18 protein-coding genes are annotated in these 12824 nt (G+C 58.5%); 6 read left to right on the forward strand and 12 right to left on the reverse strand.

Features of this window, described 5'->3' with window-relative positions:
- Window positions 1-43 precede the first annotated feature (43 nt).
- Genes ACR0IY_RS10530 through ACR0IY_RS10545 form a run of 4 tightly spaced genes read right to left on the reverse strand, consistent with a single transcriptional unit; the run spans window position 44 to window position 3187 of the window.
- Window positions 44-763: an SDR family NAD(P)-dependent oxidoreductase gene (locus ACR0IY_RS10530; RefSeq protein ID WP_480672971.1), complete on the reverse strand. Its 720-nt coding sequence runs from the start codon at window positions 761-763 to the stop codon at window positions 44-46.
- A gap of 51 nt (window positions 764-814) precedes the next feature.
- Window positions 815-1717, reverse strand: a complete 903-nt coding sequence (locus tag ACR0IY_RS10535; RefSeq protein WP_480672973.1) for an OmpA family protein — start codon at window positions 1715-1717, stop codon at window positions 815-817.
- Between the two features lie 34 nt (window positions 1718-1751).
- Window positions 1752-2468 carry a GNAT family N-acetyltransferase gene (locus ACR0IY_RS10540; protein ID WP_480672975.1) on the reverse strand — a complete coding sequence of 239 codons (717 nt, stop codon included), beginning with the start codon at window positions 2466-2468 and terminating at the stop codon, window positions 1752-1754.
- The gene (locus ACR0IY_RS10545; RefSeq protein ID WP_480672977.1) at window positions 2465-3187 is read right to left on the reverse strand and encodes a competence/damage-inducible protein A; all 723 of its coding nucleotides are present in this window, start codon (window positions 3185-3187) and stop codon (window positions 2465-2467) included. Before ACR0IY_RS10545 ends, ACR0IY_RS10540 begins: the two co-directional genes overlap by 4 nt.
- A 52-nt stretch (window positions 3188-3239) precedes the next feature.
- Here ACR0IY_RS10545 and sfsA point away from each other — a divergent pair, with 52 nt between their 5' ends.
- Together sfsA and map are read left to right on the forward strand one after the other, a co-directional pair.
- Window positions 3240-3950 carry a DNA/RNA nuclease SfsA gene (sfsA, locus tag ACR0IY_RS10550; protein WP_480672979.1) on the forward strand — a complete coding sequence of 237 codons (711 nt, stop codon included), beginning with the start codon at window positions 3240-3242 and terminating at the stop codon, window positions 3948-3950.
- A gap of 758 nt (window positions 3951-4708) precedes the next feature.
- Entirely contained in the window at window positions 4709-5521 is an 813-nt protein-coding gene (gene map / locus ACR0IY_RS10555; RefSeq protein ID WP_480672981.1) for a type I methionyl aminopeptidase, read from the forward strand.
- On the opposite strand, the gene ACR0IY_RS10560 is transcribed toward map, so the two are convergent.
- The 4 genes from ACR0IY_RS10560 to ACR0IY_RS10575 are packed head-to-tail and all read right to left on the reverse strand — an operon-like array spanning window position 5509 to window position 8172.
- Window positions 5509-5688 carry a hypothetical protein gene (locus ACR0IY_RS10560; RefSeq protein WP_480672983.1) on the reverse strand — a complete coding sequence of 60 codons (180 nt, stop codon included), beginning with the start codon at window positions 5686-5688 and terminating at the stop codon, window positions 5509-5511. The genes map and ACR0IY_RS10560 overlap by 13 nt on opposite strands.
- Before the next feature lie 37 nt (window positions 5689-5725).
- Window positions 5726-6364: a type VI secretion system-associated protein TagO gene (locus ACR0IY_RS10565; RefSeq protein ID WP_480672985.1), complete on the reverse strand. Its 639-nt coding sequence runs from the start codon at window positions 6362-6364 to the stop codon at window positions 5726-5728.
- Between the two features lie 45 nt (window positions 6365-6409).
- The gene (gene rsmD / locus ACR0IY_RS10570) at window positions 6410-6964 is read right to left on the reverse strand and encodes a 16S rRNA (guanine(966)-N(2))-methyltransferase RsmD (RefSeq protein WP_480672987.1); all 555 of its coding nucleotides are present in this window, start codon (window positions 6962-6964) and stop codon (window positions 6410-6412) included.
- Window positions 6961-8172, reverse strand: coding sequence for an NAD(P)/FAD-dependent oxidoreductase (locus ACR0IY_RS10575; protein WP_480672989.1), 1212 nt, complete (start codon window positions 8170-8172; stop codon window positions 6961-6963). The genes rsmD and ACR0IY_RS10575 overlap by 4 nt, the downstream gene beginning before the upstream one ends.
- 99 nt (window positions 8173-8271) lie before the next feature.
- Here ACR0IY_RS10575 and ACR0IY_RS10580 point away from each other — a divergent pair, with 99 nt between their 5' ends.
- From ACR0IY_RS10580 to ACR0IY_RS10595, 4 genes are all read left to right on the forward strand, one after another.
- Entirely contained in the window at window positions 8272-8757 is a 486-nt protein-coding gene (locus tag ACR0IY_RS10580) for a redoxin family protein (protein ID WP_480672991.1), read from the forward strand.
- A gap of 100 nt (window positions 8758-8857) precedes the next feature.
- Window positions 8858-9103: a glycine zipper 2TM domain-containing protein gene (locus ACR0IY_RS10585; RefSeq protein WP_480672993.1), complete on the forward strand. Its 246-nt coding sequence runs from the start codon at window positions 8858-8860 to the stop codon at window positions 9101-9103.
- Between the two features lie 11 nt (window positions 9104-9114).
- Window positions 9115-9462, forward strand: coding sequence for an EF-hand domain-containing protein (locus tag ACR0IY_RS10590; RefSeq protein WP_480672995.1), 348 nt, complete (start codon window positions 9115-9117; stop codon window positions 9460-9462).
- Between the two features lie 47 nt (window positions 9463-9509).
- Window positions 9510-9815: a hypothetical protein gene (locus ACR0IY_RS10595; RefSeq protein WP_480672997.1), complete on the forward strand. Its 306-nt coding sequence runs from the start codon at window positions 9510-9512 to the stop codon at window positions 9813-9815.
- Here ACR0IY_RS10595 and ACR0IY_RS10600 read toward each other — a convergent pair.
- From ACR0IY_RS10600 to ACR0IY_RS10615, 4 genes are read right to left on the reverse strand one after another with little or no spacing between them, the layout of a single operon-like run.
- On the reverse strand, window positions 9812-10105 hold the full coding sequence (locus tag ACR0IY_RS10600) for a 4a-hydroxytetrahydrobiopterin dehydratase (protein WP_480672999.1): 294 nt from the start codon (window positions 10103-10105) through the stop codon (window positions 9812-9814). The two genes, ACR0IY_RS10595 and ACR0IY_RS10600, sit on opposite strands and share 4 nt — an antisense overlap.
- Window positions 10102-11289 carry a GNAT family N-acetyltransferase gene (locus tag ACR0IY_RS10605; RefSeq protein WP_480673001.1) on the reverse strand — a complete coding sequence of 396 codons (1188 nt, stop codon included), beginning with the start codon at window positions 11287-11289 and terminating at the stop codon, window positions 10102-10104. The genes ACR0IY_RS10600 and ACR0IY_RS10605 overlap by 4 nt, the downstream gene beginning before the upstream one ends.
- A 46-nt stretch (window positions 11290-11335) precedes the next feature.
- A complete protein-coding gene (locus ACR0IY_RS10610; RefSeq protein WP_480673003.1) occupies window positions 11336-12103 on the reverse strand; it encodes a glycerophosphodiester phosphodiesterase family protein in 768 nt (255 codons plus the stop codon).
- Window positions 12100-12555, reverse strand: coding sequence for a RidA family protein (locus tag ACR0IY_RS10615; protein ID WP_480673005.1), 456 nt, complete (start codon window positions 12553-12555; stop codon window positions 12100-12102). Before ACR0IY_RS10615 ends, ACR0IY_RS10610 begins: the two co-directional genes overlap by 4 nt.
- Window positions 12556-12824 lie beyond the last annotated feature (269 nt).

Below are 12824 nucleotides of genomic sequence, written 5' to 3' on the forward strand. Positions count from 1 at the left end.
TTGATGGCCCGCGCATCTGTGCGGGTCTTTTTTTGTCCTGCGTTCAAAAGCGTTCGACCCAGGGACGCAGGGTCAGTTCATTGCTCCAGGCTGAACGGTCCTGATGGACCAGATGCATGTATTCGCGCGCAATGGCATCCGGGTCCAACATACTGTCGGGATTGCTCTCAGCTTCAATTCGCTCGGGACGGGCCGCATTTCGGATGCCGCCATCAATATTGATCCAGGCCACGTGGATGCCTTTAGGGTGCAACTCGCGCGCCATGGATTGCGCCAAACCGCGCTGCGCAAATTTACCCATGGCAAATGGCGTGGACAGCGGAAAGCCTTTGACGCCTGCCGAGGCCCCGGTGAACAGAATGGTCCCGCGCCGGTTATCGCGCATCTCTTGGGTCAACATCCGGCGTGCGGCGGCCTGTCCCAACAAGAAGGCACCGTGGGCCGTAATCTCAACCGCCTTGCGGACGGTTTCGGGGTCCAACTCGGTAATCGGCCCGCGCTGTCGGGCCGAAGGGTTATAGCAGGCCACGCGCAGCTCACCCGGCAGACTTGCGACCAGGTCTGCCATACCTGCCGCATCGGTCCCGTCCACCTGATGCAACGTGGCGCCGGTTTCGGCCGCCAACTGGTCCAGTTTGGAAATATCGCGGGCGGTCAGATGCAGGCTAAAGCCGTCCCGCGCCAACGCCCGCGCAAATGAAGCCGACAGACCAGCCCCCGCGCCGACAATCAATGCCTGAGAGTTTTGCGCTTGGTCCGACATGACTGCTCCTGTGAATGTGTTCGGTCGTTCACTTAACTTGTGTCAGTATCGTCAATTGACCAGCAAAACCGCCTCGACCCGACGGTTCAACTCGCGGCCTTCCGGTGTCGCGTTCGAAGTGATCGGCGCCAGATACCCGATCCCCCGCGCTTCAAGTCTGTCGGCGGCGACGCCATACGCGTTGATCAGACGCGCGCGAACCGCCTGCGCCCGGCCAGTACTGACCGAGATATTGGCATCCAGCGTGCCGGTGTCGTCGGTATGACCCACAAGCGCCAGTCGCGTATCTGGGTTGTCGGCCAGATACTGCGCAATCTCCTTAAGCGAGGCAAACGGGCCGTCGCCCAGCGTCATCTCACCGGTACGAAAATGCAGATCAGCCAGGATGACATGTCCGTCTTGCGTCAACCCAGCGAGCAGATCACCGGGCTGGCTGACCTGTTCCTCTATAACCAGAGGGGGCGGGGCTTCGGCCTCGGTCGGCGTCACACGGATCATCTGCACATAACCGCTGGGCAGGTTGCGGCTGACCAGCAGGCTCAGTACCTCGTCCCCGCGCGTGGCAGACAGAAAGCGGTAATCCTGAATGGCCACATACATGTCGGGTGTCGGGACCACCTCGGTTGCGAACCGGAAATCAAAGCCGCCGCAAGTGCGGGCTTCGCATTCGAACACCACGTCATAACCCTGTGCAATGATCTGGTCACGCAAGGGTGCCAGCAATTGCAGCGTCGTGCTGGATCCCGAACGCAACTGCCAGGTGATCCGTTCGACACGACCTTCGGCCTTGCGGACAGGCAGGCTGCCATTGTCAAATGGTCCTGTTGGCAATTCATAACTGTCGAGTGGGCTGACGCGGTCACTGATCTGGCGCGCGCCAGAAGGCAAAGTCAATTCCTGCGCGGTGAGAGGGCCGGCCAGAAACACTAAAATCAATGGTATAAATCGGTTCATCGGGCCTGCATTTGGTGATTGGTCAATTAGAGCACTACTTCTGGACACGCTGACGGTAGTGGTATTCGCCGGCAATCTCCATCCCGAGCGCGCGATACAGCCCGTTTGCCCCGTCATTTGCCTTGGTGCAGATAACACTAAGGGTTCGCGCCCCGGTATCTTTGGCCCAAAAGGCCGCGGCACGCATCGCACATTGGCCCAAACCCTGACGACGATGGTCAGGCATTATCTCAAGCGCATGAACCATCGCCACCCCGTCGTGGATCGCAACAAATCCAGCGCCGGCGGGTTGATCTGAGTGACGCAACAGCAGGCCGGTTTTTGGCCCCACCGCCCGCTCCATGATCGCAACCCGTTCAGGCCCGATGCCCCCCTGCGCCCAGATCTCGCGCATGATGGCCAAAGGCTCGGGGGTGGGAAAAACGGTGACCGGGGGCAGCGGCTGGTCCGTCAGGTGCTCGACCGGGCAGGTATAGATATTGACCGGGTCCAGAATTTCGTACCCGCGCGCGCCAAGTTGCTGGTCTAAAGCCTCATCCCCCGGGCGCAGGCAAAAGATCTGTTTTTGCCCCATCGCCTGCATGGCAGCCTCGGCGGCGTCAATTTCGGCGTCGCTCACCGGACCCAGAGCATTCGCGGCTGACACGCGCGAGCCACCGCCCTGCCCTTCACGCAGCCGAAATGGCCCCACCTGACTGTATCTCGCGGCGGGCCAGGTGCCATCGACAATATCGGCCCAGTTGAAGGTCACAGATCAAGCTCTTTCGCCAGCCGCGTCGTGGCCGCGTCAACCCGGGCACCATCCGTGCCGCGAACAACCACGTTGGCCCCAAAGACGCCATTGATCTGAAACGGATAGCAACCGATGGAGAGATCAGCAAAATCCTCGGCCAGCACGGCCAGAGTGGCCGCGATGTCCCCCTCGCCCCGATCCACTCGCAGCGTCTGGGACAACAACGGGCGGCCACCGGTCACGCGGGGCAGAACGCTGGCCACCATCGCCTGAAACACCGAAGGCACACCGGCCATGACATGCACATTTTTAAGGATGAACCCCGGTGCGGTCGAAACCGGATTATCGATCAACGCAGCCCCGTCGGGGATGCGGGCCATGCGCAGGCGGGCCTCGTTCAACTCCTGCCCCGACGTATCGTAATGCGCCTGCAACAAGGCGCGCGCATCATCGCGAATGTCAATTGGCGTATCGAAAGCCCGAGCGATGCAATCAGCGGTTATGTCATCGTGGGTCGGACCGATCCCGCCACTGGTGAACACTTGATCATGCGACTCGGACAAGGCCCTGACCGCCGCCTCAATGGCAACAGCATCATCCGATACAATTCGAACTTCTTTCAGGTCAATGCCGTGTTTTGTCAGCTCTTGCGCCAGATAGTGCATGTTCGCATCGCGGGTCCGGCCCGAGAGGATCTCATCCCCGATCACCAACATTGCGGCGGTTGGATTGGACATGGCGCGTGCCTCCCTCTTGATCGACCCTAGGGGCAGGTATAGGCCGGGGGGCATGAATTTTGAAACCCCCCTTATCCCCGCTCGCCTGATCCGCCGATACAAACGCTTTCTGGCCGATTGCGCGCTGGAGGACGGGCGCGAGGTCACCGCCCACTGTGCCAATCCCGGCAGCATGATGGGGCTTGCCGAACCGGGCGAGAAGGTCTGGCTGGAACCCAACGATGATCCGAAGAAAAAGCTGAAATACGGCTGGCGGCTGGTCGATCACGAAAATGGTCACTTCACCGGGGTCGATACATCCGTACCCAATAAGGCCCTGCGTGCGGCGTTGCTGGCCCGTGAGATTCCCGAACTGTCCGCCTACGAAAGCGTTCGCCCCGAAGTAAAATACGGCGAAAACAGCCGCATCGACTTTCTGCTCACCCAACCGGGCCTGCCCGACACCTACGTCGAGGTCAAAAGCGTCACCCTCTCACGCCAACCCGGTCTGGCCGAGTTCCCCGACAGTGTCACCGCGCGCGGCACCAAGCATCTGGGCGAGCTGGCGGCGATGGTGGCACAGGGGCACCGGGCGATCATGCTGTATCTGGTGCAGCGGACGGATTGCCAGAGATTCGCGTTGGCCGCGGATATCGACCCAGCCTATGCAGCCGCGTTTGACGTGGCACAGGCGCAGGGGGTCGAGAAGTTGGTGTATGGAACGCGGATTTCGCCAGAGGGGGTTTGGGTGAGCACACGGGTTTTTGGCGATCAAAATGCCTAGCATTGCAAAACAACGCTGCCTGAATTGTGCGGCAGTTCTTAATGGATCCAGGAATGAACACGAGAACTATAGCAAGGAACCAAAAGCTGGAAAGACTGGTTCGAATAGCGTCTCTGATATTGATATGCTTGGGTGGCACACCCGTCCTGATCAGGTTTGTCGGTGTGCCATTTGTCCCATCTCCATCGTGGGTTTCATCGGTTTTTTGGCCGGCATGCGTTGTTGGTGCAATTGCAGGGGCAATCGCACTTTGGGCTGTCCATCTCAGTCTGGCTGATAGAGTGCAAAACTCGGACCCATTGAAAACGGTACTTGCGATACTGTTTGTGCCATTGGTCGGTTTCGCTGCAGGTTATTTAATTGTTACGGCCACGATACCATTGCTGGTGTCCATTCCATCATCAAAACCCGTGGAAATAACCTTTGTTGTCGAAGACCCGAATATGGGCGACTATCGACGGTGTCCTCGGCCAATTTCTTTGCAGGACACTGCGCCTGCGGTGAACATCGTTTGTGATGTTCCCGACAGTGTTCTTAGCCGCCTTAGAACTGGAAGAACCGTGGTTCTAGTCGGTGTTGGCAGCAAACTTGGCGTATTCCCGCGCGACTTTCGCCTCCCTTAATTCTTGTATTCGTCTTGACCAGCGTCACGCTCATACCAAATCCAAGAAATACTGCAGCGACCCAACGCCCTCTGGTACTTTCTGCACAAGCAGCGTAAAAGGAATGCTGCGCGAAACTTTTGGAGCCACGCACCGATGAAAGAACATCGTGGCCGTCTGACCAAAGACGGTATCCGCATTTATGAACAGGGTGACTTTGCCGGTATGCATACGGCAGGGGCCTTGGCGGCGCGGATTCTGGATGACATTGCAAGCCATGTCTTTCCCGGCCAAACCACCGGTGAGATTGACCGCCTGATCACTCAGATGGTCGAGGATGCGGGCGCGACATCGGCGACGATTGGCTACAAGGGTTATCAGCACGCCAGTTGCATCAGCGTGAATCACGTGGTCTGTCACGGCATCCCCGGAGACAAGCGGCTGAAGGATGGGGACATCCTGAATATCGACGTCACCGTCATTGTTGACGGCTGGTTCGGCGATACTTCGCGCATGTATGTGGCCGGGAAACTGCCTCGCAAGGCCGAGCGCCTGATCCAAGTGACCCACGACGCGCTGTTCAAAGGCATCGAGATGGTCAAGCCGGGCAACACATTCGGTGATATTGGCCACGCTATTCAGGCCTATGTCGAAGCCCACCGGATGAGCGTCGTGCGTGATTTCTGCGGCCACGGGCTGGGCCGGGTTTTCCACGCACCGCCGAACGTTCTGCACTATGGCCGTCCGGGTACCGGAGCCAAGCTGGAAGAAGGTATGTTCTTTACCATCGAACCAATGGTCAATCTGGGCCGACCTGAGACAAAAACACTGGCCGACGACTGGACCGCCGTAACCCGCGACAAATCACTGTCGGCTCAGTTCGAGCATTCAGTGGGTGTGACGGCGGATGGGGTCGAAATCTTTACCCTGTCACCGGGCGGCAAGTTTCACCCGACCTATTCCTCGTGATCGGCTGACTGGTCGCGCCACAGCTTCAGCAACACGGTGTCCTGTCCCCACGGCGTAACCGCGTCGTGGATGAACACCGGTGCGCGCATAGGTTTGGGCTCCGGGCTCGTGGTGGCCTTGGCATCTGATGAAATCGCCCAGATCGGCGGGGTGATTGCGCGGTCCATGGGTCGAACTTAACATAAATCAGGACCGGTTTGCATGTTACCAGCTGCAAGCCTCACGCAATGGCTTGATTACCTCTTCCAACCCGGAAATATCAAATACCGCCTCCAACGAACTTTCCGAGTGTGGCGTTGCTTTGATGTATAACCGCTCGTGACCCATTAGTTGCTTCAGAAATGGAATAGCCGATCCTCCAGACCACAGGCCAAGTGACTCGTGGTTGTTGGATTCGAGGAAGTTTTTTCTTTTGGCTTCCTGCTTGTCGATGCGGTAGGTAATTCTGCCATGCTGGTAATCTGACATGAAATGGCCACCGAAATGAAACCAGATATTGGTGGAGTTTTCCCGGCAGGCCGCCAGAAAACTCAGGCGCGTTTGGTTGCCAAAACGCCCTCTGTTGGGTTCTAATGCCTCAGTTATCAAAATCACATTCTGACTGTCGTCCACATTTGAAATTGACGTGCGGACAAACCAGTTTTCCGTGGAAACGGTATTGTTGCCTGCCGATTCAATAGGTTCCTCTTTTTCAACAAAAGTCGTCCCGAATATTGCGTCGTAGCAGGCCAGCCTGACACTCGCATCCGACAATTTCGTACAGTTTTCCGGTGAACCGGATGCCGATGCAGCGCTTGAAACCACCATAAACAGCAGAACCGAAAAGATTTTTTTACTGAACATAGATCGAAACTTCGCCTTGTAATTTGTTCTGCGCTCAGTTTGAGCTTAAGCTATTCGCCTTTCCAATGTGACAAAAGTGTCGCCGTATTTTCGGACATCCAAATGTTCGAACCCGTCACCCGCCTGCATGGGAGCGTTTTCTTCCCAGACGATCAGCGCATCTTTGGCGATCCAGCCGCCGGACTGAGTTGCCGCAATGGCCTTTTGTCCCAGCCCTTTACCGTAAGGCGGGTCCAGAAAGATCAAATCGTAAGGCGCGCCCGGGTTTTCACCCAGCCGCGTTGCATCACGGCGGATCAGATCGGTGCGGTCGGCACTGCGCGTGATCTCGGTATTCTTGCGGATCAGGCCCTGCGCCACGCGCCCGTCATCGACAAAGGTCACATGGGTCGCGCCACGCGACAACGCCTCGAGCCCCAACGCACCGGTGCCGGCAAACAGATCCAGCACGCGCAGCCCGTCAAAATCGATCTGATGGGTCAGCACGTTGAACAGGCTTTCACGCACCCGGTCGGTGGTCGGGCGCAGATGTGCGCCCGTGTCTCCTTTGCCAACCGAGGCCAAAGCCCTGCCCCGGAACTCTCCGGCGATGATCCTCACGCCTTGAGCAGCGGTTTCAAGTCCGCATCTGGATCAGCAACCACGGCAGGATCAGCCGTCTTGCCGCTTTCAATCAGGCGCTTTCCGACCATATAGGCGCGCGGATCGTTCATCGCATCCACTGCGATCAACTGATCGCCCTTGTAATACCAGAAGGACACCGTCTGCCCCTCGCCCTTGCGGGTCACGACGCGGTCATAACCGGTGTTCAACCCGGCAATCTGCAGTTTAACGTCATACTGATCCGACCAGAACCACGGCGTAGCCACGTAATCCTTGGCCGCGCCCAGCATGTTCTGGGCCACAACCTCGGCCTGGTCGATGGCGTTCGGCACGCTTTCCAGCCGAATACGGTCTCCCCCATGGGGGAAAGAGGCGCAATCGCCTGCTGCCCAGATCGACGGATCGGAAGTACGGCCATGAGCGTCGGTCTTGATCCCGTTATCCAGTGCCAACCCGGCCATCTCGGCCAGCTGCGTCGAAGGGGCAATGCCCACACCAACAACAACGAAATCAACCTCCAGCTCTGTGCCGTCGGTCAACACAGCCCCAGTGACCTTGCCGTTCTCACCCAGCAGACGGTCCAGTCCGACACCTTCACGGATATCGGCACCGTATTCGCTGTGCAGCGCGCGGAAATAATCGCTGGTCTCGCGTGCAGCAACCCGTTGCAGGATGCGATCGGCCATTTCGACCAATGTCACCTTGACCCCGCGTTTGGCGCAAACCGCCGCGGCTTCCAGCCCGATATAACCACCGCCCACGATCAGAGCCCGCGCTCCGTCTTTCACCCGGGGCTCCATCTCGTCGATATGCGCCAGGTCGCGCACCACATGTACGCCCTCAAGATCACCGCCAATCGCGGCAGGCAGACGGCGCGGGTCAGATCCGGTAGTCAGGGCCAGCTCGTCGTAGGAAAGGACCTCGCCACCCACGGTCACAGTCTTGGCTTGCGGATCAATCGCCGTCACACGCTGGCCCAAACGCAGGGCGATGTTGTTATCGGCATAAAAGCTCTCGGGACGCAGGAACAGACGTTCCAGCTCCATCTCACCCAGCAAGTAGGCCTTGGACAAAGGCGGTCGCTGGTAGGGCAGATGCGGCTCGGCCCCGATCAGAGTGATGTCCCCCTCAAACCCGTCCTTGCGCAGTCTGGCAACAAGCGAAGACCCCGCTTGCCCCGCGCCGATCACGACAATATGGCTCATGTTCCTCCCGCCCTGTCGAATTCCCGTGGTCTCATCCACGCGACCACCTATATTGCGGCTGAGCCCGACTCTGCAAATCCAAACGACAGGAGCTTAAAAATGATTTCAACAGGTGACATGCTGCCCGACGCCACGCTGACCCAAATGGGGGCGGACGGCCCCGAAGAGGTGCGGATTTCCGACAAGACCAAAGGGCGCAAAGTGGTGATCTTTGCGGTGCCCGGCGCGTTTACTGGCACCTGTTCAACTGTACATGTACCCAGCTTTATGCGCACTAAGGATCAATTTTCGGCCAAAGGCGTGGACGAGATCATCTGTATTTCGGTCAATGATCCGTTTGTGATGCAGGCGTGGGGTGAGGCCACGGGTGCTACCGCTGCGGGCCTGACCATGCTGGGCGATGCTGCCTCAGAGTTCACCAAGGCCATCGGCATGGATTTTGACGCGCCGCCCGCAGGGCTTATTTCGCGATCAAAGCGCTATGCGATGCTGGTCGAAGACGGCAAGGTGATCGCGCTGAACCTGGAAGAAAATCCCGGCGCCTGCGAAGTATCGGCGGGTGAGGGGCTGCTGGACGTGATCTGATCCCTTTGGCCCCGGCTCTCACGGGGCCATGATCGCTAATTCACTTGATGCAACGTCCTGATCAGCCAATAGTTGAGGCATACAATCAGGGAGGTCGTTGATGAAACTGAAGATAGTCACGCTTATTTTCGGTACCGCGGGGGCGCTGGCGGCTTGCGGACCCGCGCCTACGCCACAACAACAAGCAGCACGGCAGCACGAAATCGCCTGTCTCAGTGGAACGCTCGGCGGTGCGCTGATTGGCGGCGCCATTGGCAACCAGTTCGGCGGTGGGTCTGGCAGATCGATCCTGACAGGTGCAGGCGCAGCCGCCGGCGCCGTTGAAGGCAACAGATTCGCATGCTGAGGAGAGCCGGAATGACACGTGGAATATTGATTGCGGCGACGGTTCTGATGACAGGTCCTGCCTGGGCTGAAACAGTGGGCGAACTACACGAAAACGAATTGAAAGCCATCGACACAAACAACGACGGGTTCCTGTCCAAGGACGAGTTCAACGCTTTTTCGGACTACGCCTTTCAGGAGATGGACGACGACAAAAACGGCACTTTGGGTCTGGACGAAGCCAAACCGTTTCTGGACATAAAACAATTTCAGGATGTTGATCGCAACAAAGACAACGCTATTTCCAAGGCGGAATACGACGCACAGATGAATGATGACTTTCTGGCGGCAGACAAGAACCAGAACGGTCAATTGGATTAACACGAACCGCCTCGCCGCGGGCGGGGCGATACAAATAGGGGTGTGCCATGCGCAAATGGGGCTTTCTTGCCGCTTTGGGTCTGTTCGGGGCTTGTGACGCACCGCAAGCGCCGGTGGTGACCGGGCCTGGCGGACAGACGCAGATTGAGATCAATACCAGCGGCCTGACCTGTTACAACAACCGCTGTCTCGACATTAACCCCGCTGCGCGAAGCGTGCGTCAGGTTGGTAATCGGACAACAGGCATTCCGCGCGGCATTGATGTCAGCGATGGCACCGTCACACCTGCCGAGTTTGAGCAGATGGGTGTGGCCGCGTCCCTTGCCGGTGGAATGGGATCAGGCAACCGCTAGCAGAGGCTGTCCATCTTGCGCGCCAATTTGGCATCCAGCGCCGACAGCCCATTCACATCATGTGTGGCAAGCGTCACTTCAACGGTGCGGTAGATGTTGGACCATTCGGGGTGGTGGTTCCATTTCTCGGCAAAGATCGCCACCTGCGTCATCCAGCCGAAGGCGTGCACGAAGTCCTCGAAGATAAAGGTTTTAGTGATCGCATCCCGGTCTTCGACCATGGTCCAGCCGTTGTTGAACAGCGGGTCCAGAAGCGGTCCGCGGGTCTCGGGCGACAATAGTTCGGTCATTGCTGTTCCTCCGGGTTCGATTTCCTGAACGGGCCGTATTCCGTCAGAATCTCAATCTCTTCTCCCACTGCGTGGGCCTCGGCGTCCAGATATTTCTTGATCGCATCGGCAAAGCCAGGGTCGGCGACCCAATGCAAGCTATGCGTGCGCGTCGGCAGATAACCACGCGCCAGCTTGTGTTCTCCCTGCGCGCCAGCCTCAACCCGCGCCAGACCTTCCGCAATGGCAAAATCAATGGCCCTATAATAGCACAGTTCGAAATGCAGGCAGGGGTGATGCTCGATACAGCCCCAGTAGCGGCCGAATAGCGTTTCGCGTCCGATAAAGTTCAGCGCACCAGCAACCGGATGGCCGTCGCGCTCGGCCAGGATCAGCGCCATGTCATCCGCCATGGTTTCCTGCGCGATATCAAAGAATTGCCGAGTCAGATAGGGTGCCCCCCATTTGCGCGACCCTGTATCCTGATAGAATTGCCAGAAAGCGTCCCAATGTTCGGGGCGCAGGTCATCGCCCGTCAGCGTTCGAACCTCACCGCCAAAACCGCAAGCCTGCGCCCGCTCTTTGCGGATATTCTTGCGCTTGCGCGACGAAAGAGCAGCCAGAAACGCGTCGAAATCGACGTAATCATCGTTCAACCAGTGAAATTGCTGCGACTGACGCAACATCAGGCCCATCTGCTCACCGGCCAGTGCCTCGTCCTCGGTGCAGAAGGTAGCGTGGAGGGACGACACCCGGTTGTCGGCCGCCAGTTGCACCGCACCCTGCACCAGCGCCGACATGCCCAGCGCCTCGTACCCCGATCGTACCAGAAAACGGCGTCCGGTGGCAGGGGTGAACGGCACCGCGATCTGCAGCTTGGGATAATACCGACCACCTGCGTTCTCATACGCATGCGCCCAACTGTGGTCGAAGATGTATTCCCCCTGGCTGTGTGACTTGGCGTACATTGGGGCCGCGGCAATCAGCATTCCGTCCAAATATGTGGTCAGGTACTGTGGCTGCCAACCGGTGCCGCGCCCAACCGAGCCGCTGTTTTCCAGCGCGGAAAGGAACCGATGAGTGGTAAACGGGTCCAGCGGCCGCCCACCATCGGCGGTCTCGGGGCAGGCGCAACCGTCCCACTCGGCCGCAGAAATCTGCGAGAGCGATCCCAATACCCGAACTTCGATTTGCGCCTGATCCATGTGCCCTCCGAGTCCTGCCCTTTATCTGTGACACCCGAAGGACGGTTCAACCCGGATGGGGGGCTAAATACCCTTCGAAGGTCACATTATCGGCAACGGCACGGGCCTGCGCCTCTTGTTCCGGCGAGCGCACCGTCCAGCACAGGATCGGCACTCCGCGCGCCTTCAACTCGGCCACACGAGGGCGGCTCAGATCATCGGCTTCATGACTGATGAAGCTGGCACCGACTCGGTCGAAATCAGGAATGTCGCGCAGGTGATCGCAGACGGCCTGCGGCAAAAGCTCGACTTTGGGCTGGTAGGAACAGGTTACTATGCCGCGCGGCAAATGCGGTGCAAGGCGCGCAAGCTCGGCCACGGAATTGGGGTTAAACGACATCAGAGCCACCGGTCCGTCATAACCTTGCAGCGCACGTACGGCATCCGCCTCCAATGTTCCGACAGCGGGGCCCATCGCCCCGTCCTGATCCTTGAATTCGATCAACAAAGGCACCCGGCCCGCAACTATCTCCAGCACTTCGTCCAGCGATGGAATCCCGTCATCCGCATGCAACAGCGGGGTGGCTTGCGCCTGCGCCGCCGAGATCTGCTGAATCGGACCAGGCTGACCTGTCAGGCGTGTCATGTCATAGTCATGAAACACCATCGCCCGGTTGTCCGAGGTCATCTGCAGATCAATCTCGATCCCATACCCGGCCTCAACAGCGGCGCGAATGGCCGCCCGGCTGTTTTCCGGGCGGTTGTCCGTTTTGTCATGCAGCGCCCGATGCGCGATCGGGGTGTGCAGGAACTCTGCAGGCAAAGCTGGCGTCATTGGACCTCGAAAATGCCTTCGATTTCGACGGCCACGCCCAGCGGCAAGGCTGCGGCGCTGACGGCGGACCGGGAATGGCGGCCTGCCTCGCCCAGCGCCTCGACCAAAAAGTCCGACGCGCCGTTGATGACCTGCGGCTGTGCGGTGAAATCGGCGGTTGAATTCACAAAACCGGTCAGTTTGATCACCCGCACCAGCTTATCGATGTCGCCACCGCAGGCCGCCTTGACCTGTGCCAGCAGGTTGATGGCGCACACCTGGGCTGCCGCCGCACCCGCTTCGATTTCCATATCATCGCCCAGCTTGCCGGTGATCAGATCGTCAGCCTTGGAAATCTGCCCCGAGACGTAAACGATATTGCCCACCCGCACGAACGGGACATAATTTGCGGCCGGTGCCGGGGCGTCCGGCAGTTTGATGCCCAGACTTTCCAGTTTCGCTGCGATGCTCATGACGTTTCTCCCAATCTCTGAGTCGGGGCGAAGCTAACCGGGAAGACCCGGTTCGGAAAGTGCGAAATCTTGCGCGGACAGGTCCGCAGGCTGGGCGTAGAATGTCTTATTCAGAACATTTGAGATTGTGTCACTTTACCTTGAGCAACCGGACAGGTTAAACGCTAGCTGTTTCATATTGAGTGTGAAACGGCTATGTGAAAACGGATTGGGTCGCGCGAACGGCCACAGGCAGTATTGATTGAAAGTTCGGGCATAAGACGCCTGAT

This window comes from Ruegeria sp. BC1 (genome assembly GCF_056539305.1).

What these genes read in the sequence shown, in the direction of transcription:
- ACR0IY_RS10530 (WP_480672971.1), bottom strand. Translation starts at nt 763, where the DNA reads ATGTCGGACCAAGCGCAAAACTCTCAGGCATTGATTGTCGGCGCGGGG.
- ACR0IY_RS10535 (WP_480672973.1), bottom strand. Translation starts at nt 1,717, where the DNA reads ATGAACCGATTTATACCATTGATTTTAGTGTTTCTGGCCGGCCCTCTC.
- ACR0IY_RS10545 (WP_480672977.1), bottom strand. Translation starts at nt 3,187, where the DNA reads ATGTCCAATCCAACCGCCGCAATGTTGGTGATCGGGGATGAGATCCTC.
- sfsA (WP_480672979.1), top strand. Translation starts at nt 3,240, where the DNA reads ATGAATTTTGAAACCCCCCTTATCCCCGCTCGCCTGATCCGCCGATAC.
- map (WP_480672981.1), top strand. Translation starts at nt 4,709, where the DNA reads ATGAAAGAACATCGTGGCCGTCTGACCAAAGACGGTATCCGCATTTAT.
- ACR0IY_RS10560 (WP_480672983.1), bottom strand. Translation starts at nt 5,688, where the DNA reads ATGGACCGCGCAATCACCCCGCCGATCTGGGCGATTTCATCAGATGCC.
- ACR0IY_RS10565 (WP_480672985.1), bottom strand. Translation starts at nt 6,364, where the DNA reads ATGTTCAGTAAAAAAATCTTTTCGGTTCTGCTGTTTATGGTGGTTTCA.
- ACR0IY_RS10575 (WP_480672989.1), bottom strand. Translation starts at nt 8,172, where the DNA reads ATGAGCCATATTGTCGTGATCGGCGCGGGGCAAGCGGGGTCTTCGCTT.
- ACR0IY_RS10580 (WP_480672991.1), top strand. Translation starts at nt 8,272, where the DNA reads ATGATTTCAACAGGTGACATGCTGCCCGACGCCACGCTGACCCAAATG.
- ACR0IY_RS10585 (WP_480672993.1), top strand. Translation starts at nt 8,858, where the DNA reads ATGAAACTGAAGATAGTCACGCTTATTTTCGGTACCGCGGGGGCGCTG.
- ACR0IY_RS10590 (WP_480672995.1), top strand. Translation starts at nt 9,115, where the DNA reads ATGACACGTGGAATATTGATTGCGGCGACGGTTCTGATGACAGGTCCT.
- ACR0IY_RS10595 (WP_480672997.1), top strand. Translation starts at nt 9,510, where the DNA reads ATGCGCAAATGGGGCTTTCTTGCCGCTTTGGGTCTGTTCGGGGCTTGT.
- ACR0IY_RS10600 (WP_480672999.1), bottom strand. Translation starts at nt 10,105, where the DNA reads ATGACCGAACTATTGTCGCCCGAGACCCGCGGACCGCTTCTGGACCCG.
- ACR0IY_RS10605 (WP_480673001.1), bottom strand. Translation starts at nt 11,289, where the DNA reads ATGGATCAGGCGCAAATCGAAGTTCGGGTATTGGGATCGCTCTCGCAG.
- ACR0IY_RS10610 (WP_480673003.1), bottom strand. Translation starts at nt 12,103, where the DNA reads ATGACGCCAGCTTTGCCTGCAGAGTTCCTGCACACCCCGATCGCGCAT.
- ACR0IY_RS10615 (WP_480673005.1), bottom strand. Translation starts at nt 12,555, where the DNA reads ATGAGCATCGCAGCGAAACTGGAAAGTCTGGGCATCAAACTGCCGGAC.